General features: G+C 60.7%; 22 protein-coding genes and 1 tRNA gene. 14 read left to right on the top strand and 9 right to left on the bottom strand.

Translation table 11 applies throughout. The features are described 5' to 3' along the window. Positions 1-156: 156 nt before the first annotated feature. Positions 157-2,031, top strand: a complete 1,875-nt coding sequence (gene htpG, locus C8D03_RS06420; RefSeq protein WP_108045520.1) for a molecular chaperone HtpG — start codon at positions 157-159, stop codon at positions 2,029-2,031. Between the two features lie 98 nt (positions 2,032-2,129). Here htpG and C8D03_RS06425 read toward each other — a convergent pair whose 3' ends face one another. After that, a complete protein-coding gene (locus C8D03_RS06425; protein ID WP_108045521.1) occupies positions 2,130-2,846 on the bottom strand; it encodes a GIY-YIG domain-containing protein in 717 nt (238 codons plus the stop codon). Between the two features lie 501 nt (positions 2,847-3,347). Here C8D03_RS06425 and C8D03_RS06430 point away from each other — a divergent pair. The 5 genes from C8D03_RS06430 to C8D03_RS06440 all read left to right on the top strand — a co-directional run bounded on the left by C8D03_RS06430 (position 3,348) and on the right by C8D03_RS06440 (position 7,527). Beyond that, positions 3,348-4,043, top strand: coding sequence for a 3'-5' exonuclease (locus tag C8D03_RS06430; protein ID WP_146170101.1), 696 nt, complete (start codon positions 3,348-3,350; stop codon positions 4,041-4,043). A 192-nt stretch (positions 4,044-4,235) separates the two neighbouring features. Continuing rightward, complete coding sequence (locus tag C8D03_RS26050) at positions 4,236-4,964, top strand: Nmad3 family putative nucleotide modification protein (protein ID WP_146170102.1); 729 nt, start codon at positions 4,236-4,238, stop codon at positions 4,962-4,964. After that, positions 4,961-5,497, top strand: a complete 537-nt coding sequence (locus C8D03_RS27120) for an Nmad2 family putative nucleotide modification protein (RefSeq protein WP_181300720.1) — start codon at positions 4,961-4,963, stop codon at positions 5,495-5,497. Before C8D03_RS26050 ends, C8D03_RS27120 begins: the two co-directional genes overlap by 4 nt. A gap of 375 nt (positions 5,498-5,872) precedes the next feature. Next, on the top strand, positions 5,873-6,811 hold the full coding sequence (locus tag C8D03_RS06435; RefSeq protein WP_348981691.1) for a site-specific integrase: 939 nt from the start codon (positions 5,873-5,875) through the stop codon (positions 6,809-6,811). Positions 6,812-7,158: 347 nt separating this feature from the next. Continuing rightward, positions 7,159-7,527 carry a hypothetical protein gene (locus C8D03_RS06440; RefSeq protein ID WP_108045524.1) on the top strand — a complete coding sequence of 123 codons (369 nt, stop codon included), beginning with the start codon at positions 7,159-7,161 and terminating at the stop codon, positions 7,525-7,527. A 363-nt stretch (positions 7,528-7,890) separates the two neighbouring features. On the opposite strand, the gene C8D03_RS06445 is transcribed toward C8D03_RS06440, so the two are convergent. Beyond that, complete coding sequence (locus tag C8D03_RS06445) at positions 7,891-8,940, bottom strand: hypothetical protein (protein ID WP_108045525.1); 1,050 nt, start codon at positions 8,938-8,940, stop codon at positions 7,891-7,893. A gap of 1,122 nt (positions 8,941-10,062) precedes the next feature. Beyond that, the gene (locus tag C8D03_RS06450; RefSeq protein ID WP_108045526.1) at positions 10,063-11,094 is read right to left on the bottom strand and encodes an alpha/beta fold hydrolase; all 1,032 of its coding nucleotides are present in this window, start codon (positions 11,092-11,094) and stop codon (positions 10,063-10,065) included. 335 nt (positions 11,095-11,429) lie between these two features. Here C8D03_RS06450 and C8D03_RS26055 point away from each other — a divergent pair, with 335 nt between their 5' ends. After that, a complete protein-coding gene (locus tag C8D03_RS26055; protein WP_146170103.1) occupies positions 11,430-12,527 on the top strand; it encodes a hypothetical protein in 1,098 nt (365 codons plus the stop codon). A 73-nt stretch (positions 12,528-12,600) separates the two neighbouring features. Here the strand turns inward: C8D03_RS26055 and C8D03_RS06455 are convergent, their stop codons facing one another. Further along, positions 12,601-13,515 carry a DNA-methyltransferase gene (locus C8D03_RS06455; protein ID WP_181300722.1) on the bottom strand — a complete coding sequence of 305 codons (915 nt, stop codon included), beginning with the start codon at positions 13,513-13,515 and terminating at the stop codon, positions 12,601-12,603. A 239-nt stretch (positions 13,516-13,754) separates the two neighbouring features. On the opposite strand from C8D03_RS06455, the gene C8D03_RS06460 reads away from it, so the two are divergent. Continuing rightward, a tRNA-Arg gene (locus tag C8D03_RS06460) sits at positions 13,755-13,831 on the top strand. 450 nt (positions 13,832-14,281) lie between these two features. On the opposite strand, the gene C8D03_RS06465 is transcribed toward C8D03_RS06460, so the two are convergent. The 4 genes from C8D03_RS06465 to C8D03_RS06480 are packed head-to-tail and all read right to left on the bottom strand — an operon-like array spanning position 14,282 to position 17,974. Next, positions 14,282-14,965, bottom strand: coding sequence for an HD domain-containing protein (locus C8D03_RS06465; protein WP_210203896.1), 684 nt, complete (start codon positions 14,963-14,965; stop codon positions 14,282-14,284). Between the two features lie 34 nt (positions 14,966-14,999). After that, entirely contained in the window at positions 15,000-16,289 is a 1,290-nt protein-coding gene (locus tag C8D03_RS06470; protein ID WP_108045528.1) for a TRAP transporter large permease, read from the bottom strand. Positions 16,290-16,294: 5 nt separating this feature from the next. Beyond that, positions 16,295-16,885 (bottom strand): TRAP transporter small permease subunit, encoded by a 591-nt coding sequence (locus C8D03_RS06475; RefSeq protein WP_108045529.1) that lies wholly within the window; start codon positions 16,883-16,885, stop codon positions 16,295-16,297. 27 nt (positions 16,886-16,912) lie between these two features. Further along, on the bottom strand, positions 16,913-17,974 hold the full coding sequence (locus C8D03_RS06480; RefSeq protein ID WP_181300724.1) for a TRAP transporter substrate-binding protein: 1,062 nt from the start codon (positions 17,972-17,974) through the stop codon (positions 16,913-16,915). Between C8D03_RS06480 and C8D03_RS06485 the strand changes: the two genes are divergently transcribed. After that, positions 17,886-19,016, top strand: a complete 1,131-nt coding sequence (locus tag C8D03_RS06485) for a LysR family transcriptional regulator (protein WP_210203897.1) — start codon at positions 17,886-17,888, stop codon at positions 19,014-19,016. The two genes, C8D03_RS06480 and C8D03_RS06485, sit on opposite strands and share 89 nt — an antisense overlap. A 16-nt stretch (positions 19,017-19,032) precedes the next feature. Here C8D03_RS06485 and C8D03_RS06490 read toward each other — a convergent pair whose 3' ends face one another. Further along, the gene (locus C8D03_RS06490; RefSeq protein ID WP_181300726.1) at positions 19,033-19,941 is read right to left on the bottom strand and encodes a LysR family transcriptional regulator; all 909 of its coding nucleotides are present in this window, start codon (positions 19,939-19,941) and stop codon (positions 19,033-19,035) included. A 116-nt stretch (positions 19,942-20,057) separates the two neighbouring features. Between C8D03_RS06490 and C8D03_RS06495 the strand changes: the two genes are divergently transcribed. The 5 genes from C8D03_RS06495 (at position 20,058) to dctP (ending at position 25,102) form a co-directional block, all read left to right on the top strand. Beyond that, on the top strand, positions 20,058-21,209 hold the full coding sequence (locus C8D03_RS06495) for a mandelate racemase/muconate lactonizing enzyme family protein (protein ID WP_108045533.1): 1,152 nt from the start codon (positions 20,058-20,060) through the stop codon (positions 21,207-21,209). Between the two features lie 46 nt (positions 21,210-21,255). Beyond that, a complete protein-coding gene (locus C8D03_RS06500) occupies positions 21,256-22,242 on the top strand; it encodes a TRAP transporter substrate-binding protein (protein WP_108045534.1) in 987 nt (328 codons plus the stop codon). Continuing rightward, positions 22,239-22,751: a TRAP transporter small permease gene (locus C8D03_RS06505; protein ID WP_108045535.1), complete on the top strand. Its 513-nt coding sequence runs from the start codon at positions 22,239-22,241 to the stop codon at positions 22,749-22,751. Before C8D03_RS06500 ends, C8D03_RS06505 begins: the two co-directional genes overlap by 4 nt. 12 nt (positions 22,752-22,763) lie before the next feature. Further along, positions 22,764-24,041: a TRAP transporter large permease gene (locus tag C8D03_RS06510; RefSeq protein ID WP_108045536.1), complete on the top strand. Its 1,278-nt coding sequence runs from the start codon at positions 22,764-22,766 to the stop codon at positions 24,039-24,041. Positions 24,042-24,112: 71 nt separating this feature from the next. Then, positions 24,113-25,102 (top strand): TRAP transporter substrate-binding protein DctP, encoded by a 990-nt coding sequence (gene dctP, locus C8D03_RS06515; protein ID WP_108045537.1) that lies wholly within the window; start codon positions 24,113-24,115, stop codon positions 25,100-25,102. Position 25,103 lies beyond the last annotated feature (1 nt).

The raw sequence follows: 25,103 nt of genomic DNA on the forward strand, positions 1-25,103 counted from the left end.
CAGAACGATCGCGCGAGCGATCGCATCGCAGCTCGGTTCGGCACACCCGCGCCACAGGCCCGTCATGGGATGAAAGTGCCTCGCTCGTTTGCCTCTTGAAAACCTGATCTGACGCGTCCAAATCGGCGCCATCAATGAAGAGGTTCGAGAACCGCTATGTCGACCGCGACCACTGAGAACCGCAGCTTCGAAGCCGACGTCTCACGCCTCCTGCACATGATGGTGCATTCGGTTTATTCAGACCGTGACGTCTTCCTGCGCGAGCTGATTTCCAACGCCGCCGATGCCTGCGAGAAGTTGCGCTATGAGGCTATCGCGACGCCGGCGCTGATCGGGGACGAGGGCAAGCTCGCCATCACCATCGCGGCCGATCCGGAGGGAGGCACTCTCTCGATCAGCGACAACGGTATCGGCATGAGCCGCGACGAGATGATCGAGGCTCTCGGCACGATTGCGCGCTCTGGCACGCGCGCCTTTATGGAGCAGATCGAGGCGGCAAAGGGCAAGGAGGGCGCTCAGCTCATCGGCCAGTTCGGCGTTGGTTTCTATTCGTCCTTCATGGTCGCGGGCGACGTCGACGTCGTGAGCCGCCGTGCCGGTAGCGACGAGGCCTGGCGTTGGACCTCCGACGGCAAGGGGGAGTTTTCTGTTTCTCCCGTCGCGCTGGAAGATGCGCCCCCACGCGGCACGCGGGTGACGCTCAAGTTACTGGATGATGCGAAGACCTATGCCGAGCGCTGGACGCTGGAGCGTATCGTCAAGGCTCAGTCGGGCCATGTTCCGGTGCCGATCACACTGGTGGAGAAGCCCGGAGCGGAGCCGACGTCACTTGCCGATGGCGCAGCGCTCTGGACCAAGCCCAAGAGCGAGATTACCCCTGCGGAATATACCGACTTCTACCGCAGTCTGGCTGCCCAGTATGACGAGCCAGCGGCGACGGTGCATTTCCGTGCGGAAGGGCGCCAGGAATACACGACGCTCGCGTTCATCCCTGGCAGCAAGCCGTTCGACCTGTTCGATGCCGAACGCAAAGGCCGGGTGAAGCTCTACGTGAAACGCATCTTCATCACGGACGAGGCCGAGCTGCTCCCGCGCTATCTGAGATTCGTGCGGGGCCTGGTCGATACGTCCGATCTGCCATTGAACGTTTCGCGCGAGATGATCCAGGAGAGTCCGCTGCTGGCTGCGATCAAAAAGGGCGTAACCAGCCGCATCCTGTCGGATCTTGGAAAGTTGGCCGAGAGCGAGCCAGACACCTTCGCGACGATCTGGGAGAACTTCGGCGCGGTCGTCAAGGAAGGCCTTTACGAAGATTACGAGCGACGCGATCAGTTGCTTGGGCTGGCGCGTTTCAGAACGACCGCCTCGGGCGAAGGCCTTCGCAGCCTTAAAGACTATGCTGGCGCTCTTAAGGAGAACCAGACCGCGATCTATTACATCGTCGGTGACGATCTGGCGCGGATTTCGGACTCGCCGCAGCTTGAAGGCTTCCGTGCACGCGGGGTTGAGGTTCTGTTGCTGAACGATCATGTCGATAGCTTCTGGGCGTCGAGCGCGCCGGATTTCGAGGGCAAGCCATTCAAGTCGATCACCCAGGGCGCAGCCGATCTCGGGCTGATCCCGCTCGTCAACGGCGACGCCCCGCCTTTCGCCGAGACCTCGCCCCAGGTCGACGCGCTGGTCGAAGCGCTCAAGCAAATACTTGCTGCCGATGTCGCCGATGTTCGTGCGTCCGATCGTCTAACGGACAGCGCGGTCTGCCTCGTCGCGCCCGACAAGGGACCTGACAGGCAATTTGAGAAGCTGCTCTCAGCTGCTGGCCGACTCGATAGCCCAGCCAAGCCGATCCTCGAAATCAACCCGCATCATAGTCTCGTGGCCAGGCTCGCAGCGTTGGAAGACGATGCGATGCGTGACGACTTAGCGCACCTTCTGCTCGACGAAGCTCGCATCCTCGACGGCGAGCGCCCCTCGCATGCAAAATCGTTTTCCGAGCGCCTCGCGCGCCTAATTGCCAAGGCTCTCGCGTAGGCTCTACGGAACCAGCGACTCCAGAGCGTTCGGCACGGCGGGTCCGCTCCTACAAACAGCGGCCCCACCGAGCAGATCCTTCGCGTCATGGATGACAATCAGGCGCGAGAAATCACATCGTCAAGGACATCGAGAAAGGCAGGATCATAATCCTCGCCAACATGGTTCTGGTTCCACAGGCCGGACTGGTGCACCTTCTTCCGGCTTGACAGTCTGCCGAGCCATATGTCCGACGGCGGGTCCAGTGGCGGTCGATCGAAATTGCTGAGCAGCGCTATCGAATTGCGCTCGATTACGCCCCGCAGGCTGCCTGGGCCGGGTTCGTCATCAATCGAAAGCCAGAGGAAAGGCATCGCCCTCAGATACGCGCTAACGGCGAATTCAACGGGCGCTTCCGAAGCCGATAGCTCGGTTCGGCTCGCGTTGACCGAAGCTGCGTCCTTACCGAAATCGCCTTTGACCCCCCAGGACAGACAGGATGGACAGGCACCGCGGGTCAAAAGTGCCTCGCCAACAAGAAGACGGAAGATCGAACCGCGGTGATTGCCCCCTCCTGCCGAACCGCCGCCATGCTGACGCAAACGCTGGCGCAGGGTCGATCGGGCGCCAGCCCCCAGAGCATGGGTCCCAACCCGAACCAAACGGGGTCCCGTTCCACTTTCGGATCTTTCTTCGCCAGCTTCAAAGAAGAAGTAGACCCCGCGGCGGGGCCAGTCTCGCGTTGTTCCAAGGCTTTCCAGCGTCCGTTTCCCGCCAGCACTCTCCAGTCGGCCGAGCAGGCTGTAAAGCCGGGCTAAATCCTCCGATCGGCTCATTGATGGGCACCAAGCCAGGAGAGTTGCTCGACTCGTCGACCGGTGCTTAGAACTGGCCCGACAGCCGTGCGGGCGGGCAGAATATACTTCTCCATAGCGGCCTGGCGTATTCGATCAGCCTGTCTCATTTCTCCCACCTAGCGTCGTAAGCCATGACCCTGTCAAGAATCCCTGTCCGCAGCGAAATTTTGACAAGACGCATTCGCCACAGACTTGCCGCAAGCCCCAAACGGGCCTCGCCAGTCAATCGAGGATTTCTGCTGGTTTCGAAGCCCGACAGCGCAGTTGCCATGCTCGCAGCATCTTCACCACAGCTTGGGCCCACGCGTGATTTGACCGCCCGATCTGATTGAGGGCCTCGGCATACTGCCGCACTTCGAGCTGGTTATGTCCCACCACACGAGACCACGATATTCAGTCCGAGAAATTTCAGCGCGGCCCATCCTCGCTGGATGATATCCTTGCTATCGAATCGACGACGTAGGCACGGAGACTCCGACCTTGAATAGCATTCCAAGCGGACGCTTTGTCGTGCTCGATTTCGAGACGACCGGACTCAGCCCCGCGATGGGCGCGCGGGTGATTGAGGTGTCAGCTCGCGAAGTGGTGGATGGCCGAGCAGGCCACGAGTTCGTTACGTTCGTCGATCCAGGCGTCCGCGTGCCGGCTGAGATAACGCAGATCACCGGCATAACCACCGGGATGCTAAGCGGCGCACCGACCTCGGCCGTCGCTATGCGTCAATTGACGTCTTTCATCGGATCATCGCCGATCGTTTGCCACAACGCGGGCTTCGATCGTAGATTTTATGAATACGAGGCAAGCGAGTTCCGCGGTGGGCAGTCCGTCCGCGCGTTCTGCACTCTGCTGTTGGCTCGTCGCCTATTTCCAGGCCGGAGAAGTTATCGATTGGGTGGCCTTATCGACGAGATGGGCATCACGTCCCCTGGTCGCCTTCATCGGGCGAGTGCGGACACGTTTGTCACCGCCCAGCTGTTCGATCGCATCTGCGCCGACGCACGCTCTCGCTGTCGTCCCGAACACTTTGATCACGACGTGCTGCACCGGCTGCAGCGGATCCGGATTGCTTCAGCACATGATTGGCTGGCAGCGTTAGGCGACCAGACCGCGACGAAATCGCAAAGCAAGTCTGAATCGGCCGGTAGCGCTTCGCAGAACATGAGTTCGGTAGATTGAGGGGTCGACGCTCATCGCGAGCCCACCGGCTGCACACAGCGTTTGAAACAAACCTATACTGCCAGCGCTTGACCAGCCCCCGTGGTCATTTGACAAGAGCGAGGAGCTGGGATGCGGACAATTGATTGCTACTGAATTCACGCTAGATCGGACGTTGTCGCACACTAGCCGACTATCAATTGGAATTATTTGATGAAATTAATTTTTAGCCGGAAGGGCCTTGATAGCAGCTCTGGTGGCGCACCGTCACCAATAATAGACAATAAATTGATCAGCATCCCAATTCCGACGAGCCAAAGAAGCGTAACTACTTACGGTAATATTGGTCTTGGATTGATAATAGAAAATCAGACCAACAATAGATTCAATAGAAATGATTTGTGTCACGCTGATCCACTGTTTTATGAGAATCAATGTGCATTCGGCCAAACGGGAGCTTCCCAGTCTCATCTAGAAAAAAACGGCATTGGCATAGGCGACGTATTTCTTTTTTTCGGCCTATTTCAACGGCCTGGCGGGGCGAGAGAACACTGGATATACGGATATCTACAAGTCACGGAAATTCGACGACTTGGACCCGATCCATCGCCGACTCAATCACCGGCCCTGTCTCCATACCAACACCCGCACACCATTGGACAATGGAATGCCAACAACACGCTTTACTTGGGGAAGGGCGCGAAAGCATCGCATGCAAATAGCGCACTCAAATTGACTGCCGACAGTGCAATGACATCAATCTGGAAGGTTCCACCCTGGCTGAGATACGCCGGCCTAACATATCACTCTCAAGAAGATAGATGGACTGACACAGACAAGCTTCGCATTGTAGGTCGAGGCCAGGAATTCGTGGCGGATATTAAACGTATTCCTGAAGCTTCCCTCTGGGTCAAATCGATTATTGAGGCGATTGTAGAATGAACCGGTTCTTCCGCTATATCCTTGTGACTGACAATGGAACGGCACCCAGCGCTGATGATGAGCTGCTGAGCCTGGCGACGTGCAAGCCTTCCATTAGGCGATCGGCCAAGCCTGGGGATTGGGTTGCGGGTTTCATGCCGCGACCGTTCGAACGTGGGCTCATCGTATACGCGGGCCGGGTTGGACAGATATGCGAATGGACGGATTACGCACGCGCTTATCCGCAGCGGCGAGACGCGGTCTATGCGCCAGATGGCGCAGGCGGCTTCAAGAGATTAAAGCCCTCGTATCATAACGATCCGGAACTCATACGCAAGGATCTGTCTGGCCCGGCTCTTGTTTTCGAAAAGGAGCGTTCCTGGTATTTTGGCAGTTCGCCTTTGGCATTGCCGCCGGCCCTCGCCCATCTCGCTCCTTCAGGTAAGGGTCATCGGGTGAACGGCGCAGGACCAGCGGATATCCTGACATTCGAATCTTGGTTGCGTGAGCAGCGGGCTCCAGGAGCACATGCGCCGCCGAGGCACGCGCATTAAGCAGTCGCAGCTTGCAAGTCTCCCCAGGTCCCGAGCTTCAATGGACGTTCGCCGGTTGTGAGCGGAAGTGACGCCATTCCGGCTGGATCGAAAGGGCGACGGAAGAGCATTGCCTATGCAAGGCAGTTGAGATCGGCTCACCGGCGCTCGTAAGTCCTTGATCCTGCTGAAGACGTTCTCGCGCCGACCATGTGCCGAGCGTGCCGCGGCACAATCGCGCCACATCCGCTCCGGGATTTCCTGTGCCGCCTCCGGAAACCTCCTTGGCACCGAGCGACCGGCGTCCTGTAGTCGTTGGACAAACGGGACTGATCCGCAATGGCGACCATCCGAAAGCTCAGAGACAGATGGCAAGCGCAGGTGCGCAGGCGCGGAATGGCGCCGCGCGCCAAAAGCTTCGACCAGAAAGCCGATGCGGAGAAGTGGGCTCGATCGCTTGAAAGCGAACTTGATCGTGCCGGCATGCTGCCAGACACGCGTGTCGCTGAATCTATGACCCTGCGCTCGGTCCTGCAGCGCTACGTGACCGAGATCTCACCCAGGAAGCGCAGCGCCCATACCGAGATTTCGCGCATCAAGGCGCTGATGCGTCGTCCGCTCTGTCACCGGACGCTAGCACTGCTATCGACATCGGATCTGGCGACCTACCGGGACGAACGCCTTCGCTCTGTCTCACCATCGACCGTGATCCGCGAACTGAACACGATCAGCCACGCCATCGACACCGCGATGCGCGACTGGGACGTGTATTTGCACCGAAATCCTTGCAAGCTCGTGCGCCGTCCAAGTCCGCCTCGAGGGCGTAACCGTCGTCTGCGTGACGACGAAGAGCAGCGCCTGCTCGACGCAGCAGACTCCGGAAGAAACGTCCACATGCGCGATCTGATCGTGCTCGCCATCGAGACAGGCATGCGACGCGGTGAGTTGCTGTCACTCGACTGGCAGCACATCGACTTCGAAACTCGGATCGTGCATTTGCCGATGACGAAAAACGGAGAGCCGCGCGACGTTCCGCTGTCGACCCGTGCGCGAGACGTGCTGTATCGACTCTGGGAGGCCCAGGAGCGCCCTTCGGCAGGGCGTCCGCTGCTCACCACCGAGTCCGCGGTCGTCCAAGCCTGGGGGCATCTATGTGCCCGCGCGGGCATCAACGGTTTGCACTTCCACGATCTGCGACACGAAGCCGTTTCGCGCCTCTTCGAGAAGGGCCTCAACGTCGTCGAAGTGTCGACCATCAGCGGGCACAAGGAACTCCGCATGCTCGCCCGCTACGCGCATCTCCGAGCTGGGGATCTTGTCGCTCGACTGGGGTAGCCCGCTGCGGAAAGCGAAGTCCTAGGTCGACACGTTTATGCCCTGGGGGATGCAGGCAATCTGCCGGCTCCCAGAGCGCTATCCTTGCCTATCTCGATCCGGTGAGATGGCGAAGTAAACCCAGCACGGCCGTGTTCACCAGATGCAGCTTCATCGTGTCTCGTCTCCTATAGCACGCGCCCGATAGGCAATTCGCCCGACCTTGGCCAAGAAGCAGACCTGGCTCGCGTTGACGATGCTTACCGGCGCACCATGGAGATCGACCGATCCCACCTGTTTTCCTGCCACGCTCGTAGCAACCGCCAGCCGTTCCGATAGATGCGAGTGCTCGTTCATCGGAGCCAGTCATGACCCTCGCAAAGCCGGCCGCTCTGGCCATCATCGCCCTCCTGACACAGCCCCTCGCCGGTCCAGCCCAAGCCCAGGAGTTCACGCGTCTGGACGTGCTGGCGCTCGTCAACCGCGATGCCAGGAACTGGCTGCTGAACGCTGACGACGTCCGCCTCGACATCGAGACCGTCCGCATTCCCAGAGCCGCGGGTGAGCAGGGCAAGGTCTGCGGTCCCATCGTGTCACTGCGCCGGAACGCCGATCCCAGATCGCCGAGATCCTATTCCGCAACGCTCTGGATCGAGAAGGGGCAGCTTGTCGTCGGAGGTATGTCGACGTTCTTCATGGGCATCAAGGAACTGGTCGCCAGCGAGGGTTGCATCTGACCCCCGCAACGGATCGCAGACTCCTTCAGATCAAGATCCATCCCGGCTCTTCGGCGTCGGGAAGGATTCTTCCTGCGCCGCGACTGGGCCACAGCAGCGACCCCACCCGTCCGGGGGCAGTGAGAATAGGCGGGGTATTGCATCAGTCGCTCGGCGATAGCGGGCGGAGCCCGCATGCGCCGGACGATGTTGGAATCGCCCTCCTGTTCTCTTCAATCATTATTCCTGACAGCCAGTTCGTGGACCGAGGACCGGGACAGGGGACCACGACAGGATTGTAACGCTCTCCGAACATAGATTATACACTACAGTATATGTATATATAATATATAGGAAAGCGTTACATCTGTTTTTGGCATTGTTTCATCCGGCTTTGGCTGAGGCCTCGGAATACGTTACATGCGAAGCCTCAGCCTTCCTCGGCTCGGATTTCGATTTCGCGCGGAAACGTGCAACGCGTTCCCGACCAGCATCACGCTCTCGCTGCCTGACGGGGTCAGTCGATCCGAACCTCTTTGTAACGTGATCCAGCATCCCTTGCTGAGCAGCGCCGCAGTGATCTCGGAAATGGCATCCGATGCATTCTGCAGAACCGGCGTCATACGCGTGCGGAACGCAGGCACAAGCTGGCACGAAATCATAGCTGGTCAGGCTGGGCATATCAGCAGGCTCGCACGACAAGGACGCAGCCTTTGCCATCTCGACGCGCTCCTCCCCGAAGGCACCCAAGGCCTCCGCTTCGGGCAGAACGCGCATCTGATAGACAAGCTTCGCGATCTGGTAGGGCGCCCCGTGCTTGAGCCCCAGAAGATCCACGCACCAGCGGATGTGCCTGGCCTGCGCAGACGCACCTCGGTCAGCTTCAAGCCGAAACTGAGTTAGGCTGGGATAAATCGTATTCGCGGCACGCTGCTCGTCCCACGCCAGCCTGATCGCCTCCGCGAGCCGATCGCGCCAGCGTGCACTGTAGAGCTGGTTCGGTTGCGGCAGACGCTTCATGCCGGCGTCAAGAACGAACCGAAAGGCAGTGCGACAGAAAAAGTCGTATGGCACGCCCAACTCGTCAGCGAACTGCCGGGCTTTCCAAAGCCCGGTCAGAACACGCCGCTCCTTAGCCGTTGGCCGCGGGTTGGCGAACGACGGAGTCTTGAACAAGCCACGACGGTTCCGGCTCTCCGCCACATCGAAGTTTCTCGCCCAGGCGGCGCGGTAAGCATCGACGTAGCAGTCGGCAAACAACTTAGTCGCAGTAGCCGGACTCATGAAACAGTAATCAAACCACTTTGTGCTGCTGAGCGCGCGCTCAACGATGAGATCGTTCGGTTTGATGACATTTGCAGCGCTAATCAATTCCCTCAGTCGCGATCTGAACCTTCTCGGCCCGGCTTGCGTGCGGTCGACCTGACCTTCCATCGTGCTACTCCTCTTGGGGGACGCAAAGCGAACGACGGTTCGCACCAAGAGATGTCCGACGGCTCCTGACGACAGCCCCATATAGCGGGTTGCGAGCGGGTTGCGTTTCAGCAATCGACACGGCTTGCTGCGATCAACTTCCGTCACCAGCTGCAAACCCATACCGACACATCGGTGACGCGAAGAGCGAAGCCATCGATCTTCTCGACCCCGAAGAGCTCCAGGCGCTTGCGGCGATGCTGGATGAGCAGGAACAAGCAATAAGGCGTCGACCGTCCGGTCAGTGATGATCGACCCGCGTGTGGGTAACCAGGGTGGAGCGTAAAATCGGCGACGGCTTTAGCGCAACCTGATTGGAAGGCACCGATCTATAGGACAGCACGATGGGGATCGGCGGATCGGTGCGGCTACCTCGGAAAGCTGGATCTGGTTGACCTGGGTCAATCACGGGCACGATTTAGGTCAACTTGAGGTAAACCATCACGCCCCCTACAGCCAGAAATAGCTATTTCTCGGCGTCTGCAGGTCAACCACAATGGCCCGAAAACCCTGTAAAAGTGCCAATAAGTTTACCGTAGGTTGCCCCTAAGTTGACCAAAACAGCCTTAAATTTTTTTTTGGGGAGATTCGAGCGCTTTTCTTCGGCGTATTGTCCAACCAGCCATCGCAGCGGTCGATTGTCGAATCGGCGTTACGCCTGCCCATAATGAGCTGTGACAGTGGCTGGATCTTGTTTTGAGGCGCCCGCGACCGCGCTCGCGATACATGATCTGATCATCGGATAGCTGCATCGATACAGCGTCATGCTCAGAAATTTCCCCGCTGGAGAATCGCCGTCGAGTTTGGTCGTCGGATCGACGAGAATCTCGCAGGGGCTCTCTCTGACAGCGTCGGCGCGCAGGACTGTGCTTGCCCTATCGGCGGGGCGCGGACCGCGTCAGGGACTCTGCCTGTTCGTCTATGCACCCGCGCCGCAACAGCCGCAGTCTCGGCGGCATGAGAGCAGACGATAAGGTTGAGGTTCACTCCCGTCGAGATACCCAACCGATACCGCTCTGCGGACGGTCGCTGGTGACGATCAGCCAGCCGGAGCGCAGACTCGCACGGTCCGACCGAGAGGCGTTACATCGCAAGTAGATCCTGGATCTTAACACGGAGGAAGGCGCGGTCGGCGGGGATGTGGATCGGATTGCCGGCGCGATGCCCGTAGATCGAGGGGATGGGTGACAACTCGGCGGAGCGGGCGTTGACCAGCAGTGGAAGCTCATCGGCGTTATCGTTCGCCTGGAAATAGCTGTCGGTCGCACCCGGCATCAGGAGCACCCGTGCGGTGATGGCAGCCAGCGCCTTGGACCGATCACCACCGAAACGCGCGCACGCGCTGACATCGCCATTCTGCCAGGTCGCGATCTGCGCAAGCAGATCGTCGCCGGCTCGTCTCGCGAATGCGCCATCCCAGGATCGCGTGAGGAAATCCTCCAGCGACTCGAAGCCCAGCCCCCTCCAGGCTTCTTCATGATAGAACGCATACGACAAGGCCCAGCCGGCGTAGACCCGCCCCATGGCCCGCATGCCCACCGTGGGCTGCGACACGAACCTGCCGTTCTGGAACGCAGGGTCCGCGTGGAGAGCGGCTTTCACGCCCTCGAGGAAGACGTGATTGAAGGGTGCGCATCTGGCGCTGCCGCAGACGACCGCGACGCGCTGGACCATGTCGGGGTGAAGTGCGGCCCAATGGTAAGCCTGCATGCCCCCCATCGACCAGCCATAGACGAGCGCGATCTCGTCGACATGGAGCTGCTCGACCAGGAGCCGGTGCTGCACCGCGACGGCGTCGTGGTAGCTCACGAGCGGATAGCGACCGTCCGCCCATGCATCGGGCGAGTTCGATGGCGATGAGGACAGCCCGTTGCCGAACAGGTTCGGGATGACGATGAAATAGCGATCGGGGTCGAGCACACCGTCTGGGGAAATCAGCCACTCGGTGTCGAAATGCTGCGCGCTGAACGAGGTCGGATAGACGACGACGTTGTCGCGGGCGGCATTGAGCCTGCCATAGGTTTTGTAAGCCAGTTTCATCGAGCGGAAGACCTGACCCGATGCGAGCTGGACATCGCCGGCATCGAAAATGGCGCAATTCGCGGGTTCAGTCATGGGCGCACCTTGGGTCTGTTCGCTGCTCGATACCGTTAGCCGCGATGCGCGCTGAGAGCGACCAGGCGCTCGCAGGCTGCGTTGGCGCTGAGCGACAGCGGCAGGTGCTTCGAACGCCACGAAGCCAGCCAGTGACTCTCCCTGAGCTTCCTACGATGCTTCTGCATTGGGCTCTGCGCGATCGTGCTCGCTAACCGCGGCAACCAGGGGCTTCTACTGCGACCAGCTCCCGAAGGTCGTTGACGCTCGGCAGCGCCTTCTTTCGGTGAAACTCGCAAGCACCCGCATTTTACAACACGGTGATCCCACATTTCCTGTGGACATCGCCCGCCGTCATGCCGGATCTTCGTCGCCTGCGAATCCGAGGCGATGAAATGACAAACCTTCTCGATAATATTGCCGAGTTTAGAGCGTTTGTGTGGGATCACTCCCTTGACGCATTCCAGGCTCAGTTTGATGAGCGCCGATTTTTGAACGACCATGAAACTAGTTCACTAGTAAAAATTGCACGCGCCTCGATGAGTGAGCCGGAGAAATTTGGAATAATACTGAAATCATCAATTTACGATGACGCCGCTATCCTGTCGCTTGTATTACAAATTTGTGGGTTAACACGCAATAAAATACTTCAGGATTTAAAAGCCTCCGCTGATCTCAACAAGAACGGCATTCAAATACCAGGCAAATATTCCGCCCTTCCAAATTCAAGGGCTTGGCCAGCAGCATCGAGTTATATTGCATCTCGCATGAGAAAGGTTTTTCATTCATTTGCAGACCAGTCAGACGACGCGCTGGGATCCGCCATCGAATCGCTGAATCAAGCGACTTGGCCTGGATACATTAGGCAAGAACGCGCCAAACGTAGCGGTCACGAGGCTGAGTATAGGCTGGCGACACTAATGTTTAACTGCAACATACCGTTTGAGCCAAAAATGAAAGCTGAAAACCCACTTTGCGCCGATGCGCAGATAAGTGGTGTTTCTTTTGACTTAGTGGTTCCATCAGTTTTAAAGCCAATTTTGGTATTTAAATCCACTGTTCATACAGCCAATATCGGACAATACGGCGAATCAAAAGACGATCTCGAAATAAAACATGCGAGAGCAATGATAGAGAGCAAATACTCCTCCCAAAGGCCGATTCTTATGGCCTTTATCGACGGGGTTGGATTCTATTCCAATAAGAGTGGCCTTGAAGGTGTATTAACTGGCAGCGACGAGTTCTGTCAATTTAGAACGATATGGAAGTCTGCTGCAATCGCACTTACTCAACTGAGACGCAATTTTCGGATTTATCTATCTGAACAAGACATGATCTCATTTGAACCTTTTTTAAAACGTCGCGGTTGCATCGATAGCGTCGTCATCAAAACGACTGCCGACTTAGACGGGAGCGAAATTGAGGCAGGCGATGCTTTGATCAAAATTTTCTGATGATCTATTTGGCATTGGCAGCAGCATTTGGAGGTCTTATCAGGAGCGGAGCGCTGATCTGCCGCAATTCATTCTAGTCGTCTTCAAATAATCCGGGCCCGCCTTTTGCAATCTTTGCAAAGTGTGCCTTGCGAGGACCGACGGGCTTGGTGTCGTTGGTTGCCGAATGGAGCACGTCGAGTCGCTTCCAATCCGGAACGTCCCATAGCTCTTCAATGCGAGCGCGAACCAATGGTTTGAATTCTGGATTCAATTCGTATCCTATCCCTACTCGCCCCATAACGGATGAAACTTTCAATGTTGTTCCGGAACCCAGAAATGGATCAAGAACAACATCCTTCTTATCCGTGTAGCATTCAAGAAAAAATGAAACGAGCTCTTCAGGAAAAGCAGCAACATGATAGTTCATTTTCTTGATATTAGGCGGACGATAAGCAGGTATTCTTAAAACGTTGCCGAGGCAACGACCCTTCGAGTTTTTATTCGCGCGCGGATCAGCTGACATATATTTCTGTGGGACGCGCGGCTTGTGGAATTTATAGTCTGTGTTGCCGTTCTTTGTAAAAACCAAGACATACTCGAACTTATTATCGAGCAGCCTTTCGATATAAGCATTTGGCTGGGGTAGAGCGTTAGGAATATACCATGTCACGTTATCGTGCAGCTTCCAGCCCTTCATTAATCTGACGATATCAAAGGCTATAGGATAAAATTGCTTCAAATGACGTCTTGAATTTACATTGATAACGAGGACGCTATTGTTCTTTCCGACTCTATAGCACTCCTGCCACACCTCATTCATTTTTTCGAGATAGAATTCATAATTTCCTTGACCGATCTCGTCCGGCGATCCGTAATTTTTGAGGTTCCAGTATGGTGGGCTCGTGATAAAAAAATCCACGCTATCATCTGCTACGTTTTTCATGTGGGCAGACGAAGAAAAATAGGCGGTCTGACCTTTGAGCTTGAGCGTCTCGATAGCCGGCATTTTTGTGATTCTACCCATGTTGGAAGGGTCGCAACATACAGACCCGGCCTATGGCGCCAAGGCGCATTCTTGGGTTTTTGTCGCCCTTCCACAGATGCCTGGACCTCATCCTTCAGCCACACCCGCGGCGCGCCCGACACGCTTCGAACATATGACCATTGCCTGCCGGGCCCTTCGCTCCTTCGCAAAATCCCGCATTGCCGAGCGAGCCGCGATCGGCTATCCACCTTTCACGGTTTGCGCCCGTAGCTCAGCTGGATAGAGCGTTGCCCTCCGAAGGCAAAGGTCACACGTTCGAATCGTGTCGGGCGCGCCACTTAACTATCTGTTTAGATTGGCTTTTTTGGATTACGGACTCGGCCGCAGCGAGTGATCCATTCTGCCAATAGCCACCAGATAGCCACCGCTTGCCGTTTCTCGCCGCTGCTGCGACCCGCTCAGCCTTGATATCGATAGCTTGCCTGCAGGAGCCGCTGCCTGATCGGGCGCTTACGATCGTCAAGCGGGGGCAGAAGTGGGGTGACGTCCCAGGATTCTTAGGGGAAGGTTGGCCCATTGCCGACATCCGAAGCGCCCAGTTCCGGGCGATCCCGGTTGGCGACGAGTTCCGCAGCCGAGGCTGGCTTACTGGGTGTTTTGCGATAGTCGGCTTCGGCGGATTTCGCTCACGCCTGCAGCCCAATGTCTTTCGTTGCGCGGGCTCGCCCCTGCGTCAAATGCCGCCTGGTTGCCGACAGGCAGCATCGAGGAGCACGATATTTGCCCTTCAGGCGCTGCCGGCTTTCGGTTGTCCGCTGACCCCACCGGTCAGGCCGTCGAGCCAGGTGTCGGTCTCGGCGAACTGTCGCCCTGCCTGGACGACCTTCCAGAAGGTCACGTCGGCCCAGTGGACGATCGTGTTTTCGAGACTGCGCTCGAGCAGCTCGCCCTCGGCCGAATGAGCCGCTGCGATATGGGCGACCGCTTCGGGCAGATCCATGCTGAAGCAGATGAAGACGCCGTAGCCGGGGTGGCGGATCGAGGGGAAGCCGACAGCGTAGGGATCGGCCTTCCAGCGCTTCACATTATCCGGCTGGAACTCCCAGACCTTGCCGATGTCGTGGCACAGCGCGCCGGCGATCAGGATATCGCGGTTGTAGCGGAAGTTCGGGAAGAGCGCGGCCATCTCCTCGGCGGTTTTCACCGCCAGGCGACAGACCGAGCGCATATGGTCGCATTGCGTGCCGGTCAGCAAAGGGTAGGAGTCATAGTTGCCCGAGGGCTTCATCTCGCCGATCTGCGTGAAGCCATGGGCCTCCAATGCCGCAACCCAGGCGTCGATGACCTTGTCGCGCAGATCGCGATCCTCGATCCAGTCGATCTCCGGCATCTCGGCGATGCGGGCGGCGCGCTTGGCCTCGGTGATCTCGATCGACTGGCCACGCAACGTTACGGTTCGGGGATAGGTCACATGGGTCTCCGAATGTCAGATGATTTGGCCATGGTCACTGCGCGCCGATCAGGCGTGGCAGCCACATCACGATGCCGGGCGCCGCAATGATCAGGACGATCATGACGAGCAGGCTTCCGATGAAGGGCAGGACGCCGAGGATGACGTCGCTTATGACGCCGCGCCCTCTGACGCCCTGGACGACATAGAGGTTGACGCCGACGGGCGGCGTGATCATCGCGGTCTCGCAAAGCAGGACGACCATGATGCCGAACCAGACCGGATCGAACCCGGCCTGGACGATGACGGGAACGATGATCGGGATCGTCACGATCATCATCGGCAGCGGCTCCATGAAGCAGCCGAGGATCAGGTAGAAGATGATGATCGCGACCAGCGTGCCCATCGGCCCCAGCCCGAGCCCGGTGATGAAGCTGTTCAGCGCGCCGACGAGGCCGATCGCCGACAGCACGAAATTCAGGAAGAAGGCCGAAGCGACGATCAGCATGATCATCGCCGAAGTCCGCATCGTTCCGTCCAGCGCCTCGAGGATCATCCGGATCGAGAGCCTGCGATTGATCGCTGCCAACCCGATGGCGACGACGACGCCAAGTGCGGCCGATTCCGTCGGTGTCGCGAAGCCGGCGTAGATGCTGCCGATCACGATCAGGAAGATGATCCCCGGCGGAACGAGGCCGCTCAAGCTTGCGACACGCTCCTTCCAGGAGGTCTCGATGCGGCGCCCGCGCCATTCGGGCCGGATCAGGCAGCAGATCAGGATCGTCGCCATGAAGATCAGGCCAAGCACGATGCCGGGCACGAAACCGGCCAGATAGAGCTGCGGCACCGAGGTCTGTGTCAGCCAGCCATAGATGATCAGGTTGATCGAGGGCGGGATCAGGATGCCCAGCGTTCCGCCGGCGGCGACCGTGCCGAGAAACAGCTTTTCGCCATAGCCATAGGTCTTGATGACCGGGGTCGCGACGGTTCCGATCGTGGCGGCGGTTGCCACGCTTGATCCGGACGTCGCCGCGAACACCATCGAGGCACCGATATTGGCGTGCATCAGGCCGCCCGGCAGCCAGGCCAGCCAATGACTCATCGAGCTGTAGAGCCGGTCTGCCATGCCTGAGCGCAGCAGGATCTCGCCGAGCAGCACGAAGAGCGGCACGCTGACGAGGATGGCATTGGTCGAGGCCGACCAGATCACCTCCCCCATGGCGAGATAGATCGGCATCGGCGAGAACGCCGCCCCGAGTGAGAGCGCCAGCAACAGCAGCGCCGCACCGACGGGAATGCTGAGGCCGAGCAGGACAATGAGGAGGCCGAGCGAGGTTGGGACCATGGCGGCTACCTCGGCATCACGGGCTGGGCATCGACCGCGTCAAGCGCCTCTTCGATCTCGTCGGCGACGTCGGGCGTCGTGACGATCGCGGCAGCCGCAGCGCTGTTGCCGCGCATCAGGGCGAGCGCGACGAGGCCGAGCTGTTCCACGCAGACGAAAGCAAACCAGATCAACCCGACAAACCAGAGCCCTTGCGGGATCACGAGCAGCGTCCCGAGCGAGGTGTTCTCGCGCGCGCCCAGGGTCCAGGATGTATCGACCGTGTCCCAGGCGAACCAGGCCATGATGAGGGCGACGGCCCCGAGCGAGCCGAGCGCCAGAACATCGAGGCCGAACCTGACGGTGGGCGGCGCCCAGTTCCGGATCACGTCGATCCGTACATGCGCGCGATTCAGGAGAGCGTAGCTGAAGGACCAGCTGGCGGAGATGGCGAGTGCATAGCTCGACAACTCCGTGCCGACGCTGAAGGGAATGTGGATCACCTTGCGCGCCAGGATTTCCATGGTGATCACCACCGAGGCTCCGACGAGCATCAGGCCGCCGATACGGGCCATCCACAGCGAGATGGCCGCGACGATTGCGTGAAATCGGGTCATGGCGATCCGCCTCGCTGGAGCCGACGGCTACTGCGCCGTCGCCTCGACGCCCGCGACCTTGCCGACCGTCGCGTTCCACTCGGCAACGCATTCGGGGCCGCAGCGCTTGGCCCAATCGGGCAGGACGCGCTCGCGCAGGATCTTCTGCGCGGCAGCCTTGTCCGGCTCGGAAACCGTCACGAACTTCATCTTGGGATTGGCTTCGATGCCGTCCTTGCAGGGGCCCAGGCCAGTGTTGCAGTTCACACCGTCCTGGATATCGCTGCCGGCCTGCGTCCACATGCGGTCTTCCAGCTCGGCGAACTGCTGTTCGAGAAATGCACGGGTTTTTGCATCGAGCTTCGACCAGCTGCTCAGATTGGCGCCGAAGAAGGTCATCGACCAGCCCATCGGCAGGGCATAGAGGTGGTCGCTCACCTCCCACCAGCGCGCCGTATTGCCGGCTGACGTGCCGGTCACCGCGCATTGCGCGACGCCGCGCTGCATCGCCGGGATGACCTCGGCGAAGGGCACGTTCACCGAGGAGCCGCCAGCACCCTCGACCATCTGCGACATGGCGCGATTGAAGGTGCGCACAGCCTTGCCGCGCAGCGAGTCCAGGCCGAGGACCTCGCCCTTGCAGTAGAACATCTGCGCCGCGACCGGGCTCATGCTCAGGAGCTTGGTGTTGTATTTCGTCTCCAGCGCCTTGGCGAGCGCGGGGCGGAAGGCGTCGGCGGCCTTGCGCTGGGTGGCGATATCGACGGTGACGCCGGGCAGATCGAGGCCGTCGAAGCGGGAATCCTCGCCCGCCATATAGCTCATCGTCGCCTCGGAGATGTCGAACACGCCCTGCCGCAGCAGGCGCAGCACCTCCGGTCCGCGCAGGCCGAGTTCTTCCAGCGAGCCGAAGGTCGTCGTGATCGCGCCATTGGTGCGCGCGGCAAGCTGCTCGGTGAAGAACGGCTTATAGATCTTCTGGAACAGGTTCTGGGTCTGGTTGCCGCCAGAAACCTTGAGATTGATCTTCGGGAAATCCTGCGCCTGCGCGCCGAGCGCAGAGATTGCAAAGGTCGCAAGAAAGGCCAGAGCCCGAACCGGTCGCTGCATCACACTCTCCCCTGAAAGGTCGATTATCCGACTTCTGGGAGGCAGCGTAAGCCGCATTGCAATCGCAAATCCAATTGGATTATCTCGTCCAACAACATTGGGAATTTCAATGCGCCCGACGATCGCGGAACTGGAGGCCTTCGTCTGGACCGCGCGGCTGGGCTCGGTTCAGGCCGCTGCCAGGCACCTGTTCCTGGCGCAGCCGACGGTCTCGCTGCGGCTGAAATCGCTGCAGGACGAGCTGGGTGTGAAAGTCTTCGAACGCTCCGGTGCCGCATTCAAACTCAGTCCCGAGGGCGAACAGCTCTTCGGCCACGCCATCTCGATCATCGAGGAGCTGGGGCGGATGCGCGAACGAGCGGGGTCGACCGGCGCCCTCCACGGCACGGTGAAGGTCGGCATGCCGGAAACATTCGCCGTTGCCTGTCTGCCCCGGATTCTCAAGGACCTTGCATCGCTCTATCCGCTGCTGCGCCTGGAACTCTCGGTCGCGACGAGTTCCAGGCTCGAAGACGAACTGCGCGAGCATCGGCTGGACCTCGCCTTCCTCGTCCGCCCCAGCGACGGGGCGGCCATCAGGCTTGTCGAGCTCGGGCGTCAGGAGGCGGCCTGGGTCGCAGCCAGCAGTCTCGGACTCGGGCCGATCGTGCGTCCCGCCGATCTGCAGGACTGTCAGATCCTCACGAATCCGCCGCCTTCCGCGATGCATCGGCAGATCACCGACTGGTTCAGCGCGGCCGATGTCAAACCGCGCCGCCTCGATTTTTGCACCGGCCAGATGGTGATTGCCCATCTGGTCCAAGAGGGTGTGGCAGCCGCCTTCCTGCCGGTGAAACTGATGGAGGCCAGTCTCGCCGGAGGGCGTGTCGTCAAGCTGCGGTCCGTGCCGGATTTCCAGCATGCATCGCTCTGCGCGGGTCACCGCGTCGGCGGAGGGACGGCCGAGATCGGGGCCGTCATTGCCGCGGCGCAAAGAGTCCTGGAGCAGGTGCCGTTCCTGCTGCCTGCTGCCGGTGCAGCATCGCATTCCGCAACCGGCTGATCCCGGCGGCGGTCAATCACAACGCTCCATCCACCTTGAGATAATCGATCGCGTCGAGCGACTTCTGGATCGATTTCAGCATGGCGCTCACCGGGCCGGTGAGCCCTCCCTCCGGATAGCTTGCATAGACCCTGCCATGGTTCAGCTCCGGGATGGGGTGCAGGACATCGACAAGCCCGGCTCGCACCTCCGCCTCCATCATCCGGGCCGGCAGGACGCCCAGCGCGACGCCCGAGGATACGAGGTGGCCGATGACGGCGACGCTGTTGCAGAGATCGTGGCGGACCGGCTCGAGGCCCGCGGTGGCGAACCAGTCCTTGATTTGCCGAAACATCGCCGATCGCGGCTGGTTGCTGACGATGGGAAGCCGATAGAGATCGGCCGGCCTGACCTCCGGCCCAAGCTTCCATTTGGTCGAGGCGACCCAGGCGGTGTCCTGCACGCCGAGCGGCACCAGCCGCATGCCCGGCCTCCCGATCGGGTTGACGAGGACGGCGAGATCGAGATGCCGGTCGTTGAGCTCACGCTCCAGTTCATAGCTGATCGAGACGACGTATTCCGCCTTCAGCAGCGGATAGTCGGCGCGCACCGTTTCCAGCAAGGTCGGTAGGCAGGTCATGGCGAAGCCTTCCGCGAAGCCGACGCGGATGCTTCCTGTCACGACCTCCGGATCGGTCTGGAGCATGATCTTGTCTGCTTCCTCCAGCAGCGCCGCCGCGCGCGGCAGAAGCGCGAGGCCATCCGGCGTGGCAGCGAGGCCGCGCCCGTTGCGCTGGAAGAGCTTGAGGTTGAGCGCCTGCTCGAGGTCCCGCAGACGCAGCGAAATGGTCGGCTGCGACATGTGCAGATGGCTGGCCGCCTTGCTGAGCGAGCCCAGGCGGACCGTCCAGAAGAAGGCCTCGAGCTGCGCGATAGTGAACCTCATGCTCACTCCCATCTCATATTTGAATTCCTGATGAATACCGCCGTAGATAATCAAATTGGATTAGCGATGGCAAAGCTGATCTACGATGGCTTCCCTGTCGAGACCCGAAGCCTCTTATGCTTTCAACGCCCCCCAGGATCGTCCGCATCGACGGGTTCGAGCTATCCGCCCGGCTCAGCGAGACCGTCGGCAATTCGCGGCAAATGTTTGACCGCCGTGGCGCGCTGCTGCTGCGCGTCGTCAGCGATGCGGGCGCTGTCGGCTGGGGCGAGAGCTGGGCCTATCCGGGTGCGGCGGCCGCGCTGGTGCGGGAGCATTTCGCGCCCGTGCTGCTCGGCCATGACGCGACCCTGCCGCGTGCCGGGTGGCAGTCCATGGCGGCAAGGCTCGGTTACGACCGGCGCGGCATTTCGACGATGGCGCTGGGCGCCCTCGACGTCGCGCTGTGGGATCTCGCCGGACAGATCGCTGGCAAGCCGGTGCATGCCCTGCTCGGCGGCCAACTGCGCAACCGGATCCCGGCCTATGTCAGCGGCCCGTTCATGAAGCCCGGCAGCGACCCCTACCGGGATTTCGAGGCCGATATCGGCAGTTATCTCGATGCCGGTTTCCGGGCGATCAAGCTCCGGATGGGCACCGATCCGGCCCGCGACGGGGCAACAGTGCAGAAGGTCCGCGCGCAGATCGGCGATGCGATGCCGCTCATGATCGATCTCAACGAGGGCTTCACCGTCGAGGGCGCGCTGGCCATCGCCCGCAGGCTGGCCGAGGTTGACCCGGTCTGGCTCGAGGAGCCGATCGCGCATGACGACCTGCCGGGCTATCGCCGGTTCGCCGCCAGTTCACCGATGCCGCTGGCGGGCGGCGAGGCGCTGTTTGGCCTGCGTGCCTTTCGCGACTACCTGACCGCTGGCGTGTTCGACTTCATCCAGCCCGATCTCGGCCTCTGCGGCGGCCTGTCGGAGGGGATGCGCATCTCGGCACTATGCGAGGCCTTCGAAGTCGCCCTGGTTCCTCATGTCTGGGGCTCGGTCGTCAACTTCCAGGCCTCGCTGCATTTCGCCGCCTGCCTGCCGGAGCGACGCGGCCGGTTGCGCTGGCCGCTGTTCGAGTATGATCCGTCGGAAAATCCGCTGCGCACCGCCTTCGCGAGCCACCCGCTCGATGCCGACGGCGCCGTCACCGTGCCGGACGCGCCGGGGTTGGGTCTCGACCTGACGCCGGAGAGGCTCGAACCCTTCATCGCCCATCATTGGACCATCGAATAGCCGGCTCGTCGGATTCAACCGCGACCACATCCCAGAGGAGACGACCATGCGACTGAAATCCATCCTTCGTTCCGCGCTCGTCGGCGCAGCCTGCCTTGCCGGGCTCTCATCCGCCCAGGCGCAGCAGCCCAAGGTTTTGAACCTCGCCTTCGTCGGCCGCGCCACGGCGCCCGAAGGCATCGCGATGACCGCCTTCGCCGAGGAGATCAAGGCCAAGACCAATGGCCGCATCGAGATCCGCCTGCATCCGGGCGGGGCGCTCGGCGGCGACCGCGAGGTGCTGGAAGGTCTGCAGATCGGCACGGTCGATCTGACCGTGCCTTCGACCTCGGTCATCGCCAATTTCGTGCCCGACGTTCAGGTCTTCGACATTCCCTTCCTCTTCCGCGACTTCGACCACGCCCAGGCCGTGCTCGACGGGCCGATCGGCCAGGAGATTCTGGCCAAGTTCAAGGCCAAGGGGCTTCAGGGCCTGGCTTTCGGCGGCATCGGCTTCCGTCAGCTCACCAATAGCCGCCGTCCGGTCAACGGGCCCGAAGACGTCAAGGGGTTGAAGATCCGCACCCAGGAGAACCAGATCCATCTCCAGGTCTGGCGCGCGCTCGGCGCGCTGCCGACGCCGATGGCCCTGCCGGAGGTGTTCACGGCGCTGCAACAGGGCGTCGTCGACGGGCAGGAGAACCCGATCGGCGCGATCCTCAACAACAAGTTCGGCCAGGTGCAGAAATACCTGACCATCACCAACCATGCCTTCACCCCGGTCGGCTTCGTGATGGCTCCGCGCGCCTTCGAGGCACTTTCGCCCGAGGATCAGAAGCTGTTCGTCGAGGCGGGGCGCCGCGCCATGGTGATCTGCAAGGACGAGGTCGGCAAGGTCGAGAAGACCGGCGTCGACGAATTGCGCAAGCTTGGCCTTCAGGTCGTCGAGAAGGTCGACACCGCGAAGTTCCAAGATCTGCTGAAGCCGGCCTTTGCCGAACTCGGCAAGCGCTTCGGCGAGGCGACCATCGCGCGTATCAAGGACCAGAAGTGAGCGCGCAGCCGAACCGGGGCGTCGCGCTCCTGCTCGCGACCGAGCGCCTCGTCACCGGGGCGTCTCTGGCGCTGGGCTGCGCCGCCATGACGATTGCAGCCTGCGCCGGGCTGTTCCAGGTCCTGACCCGCTTCATCCTGCAAGAGCCGGCGACCTGGTCGGAGCCGCTGATCCGGATGATGCTGATCTGGATGGCATATCTCGGCCTGGCGGCGGCGGTGCGGGCGGGTTCGCTCGTCTCGGTCGATCTGCTCTATCGCCTCGCGACGGGTCGTAGCCGTCGCTTGCTCCAGGGCGTGATCGCACTGGCGACGCTGACACTGCTCGGCATCCTGTTCTGGTTCGGCCTCGACTTGACCCAGCGGGTTCGCTTCCAGAATCTTGCCGGGCTCGAAATCCCGGTAAGCTATGCCTATGCCGCGATTCCGACCGGAGCGCTGGTCTCGATGCTCGCCGTGCTCGCGCATTTCTTCGATCCGCGGCGCGAAGAACTCGAAACTGCGGTCTGAAGGACCATCATCATGACCGCCACCATGCTCGTCACGATGTGCGTGCTGTTCCTGTGCTCGGTGCCCGTGGCGATCGCGGTCGGCCTGGCAGCGGTTGCAGGCCTCGGCCTGTTCACCTCGCTGCCTCTCGTGCTGGTCGCGCAGCAGGCCTTCGCCTCGCTCGACAAGTTCCCGCTGGCGGCCGTGCCGTTCTTCATTCTCGCCGGCAATCTGATGGGCGAGGGCGGGATTTCGCGCCGCCTGGTCGATTTCGCCAAGAGCCTGGTCGGCGGCGTCCAGGGCGGGCTCGCCTGCACCTGCATCCTGACCTGCATGATCTTCGCCGCCGTCTCCGGTTCGAGTGTCGCGACGACCTTTGCCATCGGCGCGATCCTGATCCCCGCCATGGTCAAGCATGGCTATCCCATCACTTTCGCTGCGTCCCTCCAAGCGAGCGCCGCCGAACTTGGGGTGATCATTCCGCCCTCGATCCCGATGATCCTCTATGGCGTCGCAGCAGAGGTCTCGATCGGCGAGCTCTTCGTTGCGGGGTTCGGCCCCGGCCTGCTGATCGCTGCGGCGCTGATGCTGTCGGTCCTGGTCTGGTGTCGCCTGCGCGGCTACGGCAAGAACGACCGCGAGGGGCGGCTTTCGCCCTGGCCCGCGACGAAGGCGGCGGGCCTTGCCCTGATGATGCCGGTGATCATTCTGGGCGGCATCTATGGCGGCGTGTTCACGCCGACGGAGGCCTCGATCGTCGCGGTGTTCTACGCGCTGGTGGTCAGTTGCTTCATCTATCGCGAACTCGATCTGACCGGCGTCGTCGCGATCCTGCGCAAATCGGTGGTGTCGTCCTCGGTGATCATGCTGATCATCGCGATGGCCGGGTTGTTCAGCTTCCTGCTGACGCGCGCCGGCGTGCCTGCCCAGATCGGCGCCTATATCACGGCGACCTTCGACAGTGGCTGGTCCTTCCTGCTTGCGGTCAACCTGTTTCTGTTCGTGATCGGCATGTTCATCGAGACATCGGCTGCGATCATCGTGCTGGCGCCGATCCTGGCTCCGGTCGCAGCGCGCTTCGGCATCGACCCGGTGCATTTCGGCATGGTCATGGTAGTCAATCTGGCGCTGGGCATGATCACGCCGCCCTTCGGCGTCAACCTCTTCGCCGCCTGCGCGGTCGCCAGGATTTCGCTCGACCGGATGACCAAGTCGCTGCTGCCCTTCATCGGCGTGGTCTTCGCCTGCCTGATGCTGATCACCTACATGCCCTGGATTTCGCTCGCCTTGCGGGATCTCGTCTATCGCTGACCTATGCCGCCGAGAGGCGGTTCACGAACAATGACCGCGAATGCGGCATCAACCATCCTTGGGAGGATACCATGCGTCTCATCACTTTGACTGCGCTCGCAGCGCTTGCCACCTCCATGACCGCCGCCCGGGCTGCGGATGTGGAGTGGAAATTCTACACCTACTTCGCCGCCAACGATAAGCCGACCCTGCTGCACAAGGCCTTCGCCGAGGATATCGGCAAGGCCAGCGGCGGACGCTTCAAGATCAACGTCTTCGCCTCCGGCGAACTGCCCTACAAGGCGGCCGACGTGCTCCGCGTCGTCGCGCAGAACCAGGTCGAGATGGGCGATGTCGCCTTTGGCTTCGTCGCTGGCGACGTGCCTGCGCTGAATGCCCTGTCGATGCCGTTCTCCTGCACCTCGATGGACAAGTTCTACGACAAGGTCGCTCCTGCCATCGCGCCTGCGATCGACGATGAACTCGGCAAGCGCTTCAAGGTCCACAGCGCCATGCAATGGGTAATGCCGCCGCAGCAGCTCTGGCTGACCAAGCCGGTGGAAACGCTCGACGCCTTCAAGAACCTGAAGGCCCGTTCCTGGAATCGCGAGCAGAGTGAGATGATGCGGCTGCTTGGCGGCTCCGGCGTGTCGATCACGCCTGCCGAAGTGATTCCGGCCCTGCAGCGCAAGGTCGTCGACGGTGCCTTCACGGCGGCCGTGCCAGCGCTCGACTGGAAGTTCAACGAGGTCACGCCCTATGCGCTGATGCTGAACCTGACGCTGGCGCACCAGATCGTGGCGGTGAACCAGGCGGCGCTCGACAAGCTGCCGGCCGATCTCAAGCAGCTCCTGCAGGCCAAGTCGCAGGAATGGGCCGGCCGCTACCGCACGGAGCTGATCCAGGCCGACAAGGATGCGCGCAAGACCCTGGCCGAGAAGGGCGTGAAGCTGCGCGAGGTCACCGCGGCGGAAAACACCCAGCTCCAGCAGACGGTCAAGCCGATCTGGCAGGAATGGACCGACAAGAACGGCGCGCCGGCCAAGGCGATGCTCGACGTCGCCGTGGCTGCCTGCAACTGAG

It is taken from the genome of Bosea sp. 124, from assembly GCF_003046175.1.
GTDB lineage: Bacteria > Pseudomonadota > Alphaproteobacteria > Rhizobiales > Beijerinckiaceae > Allobosea.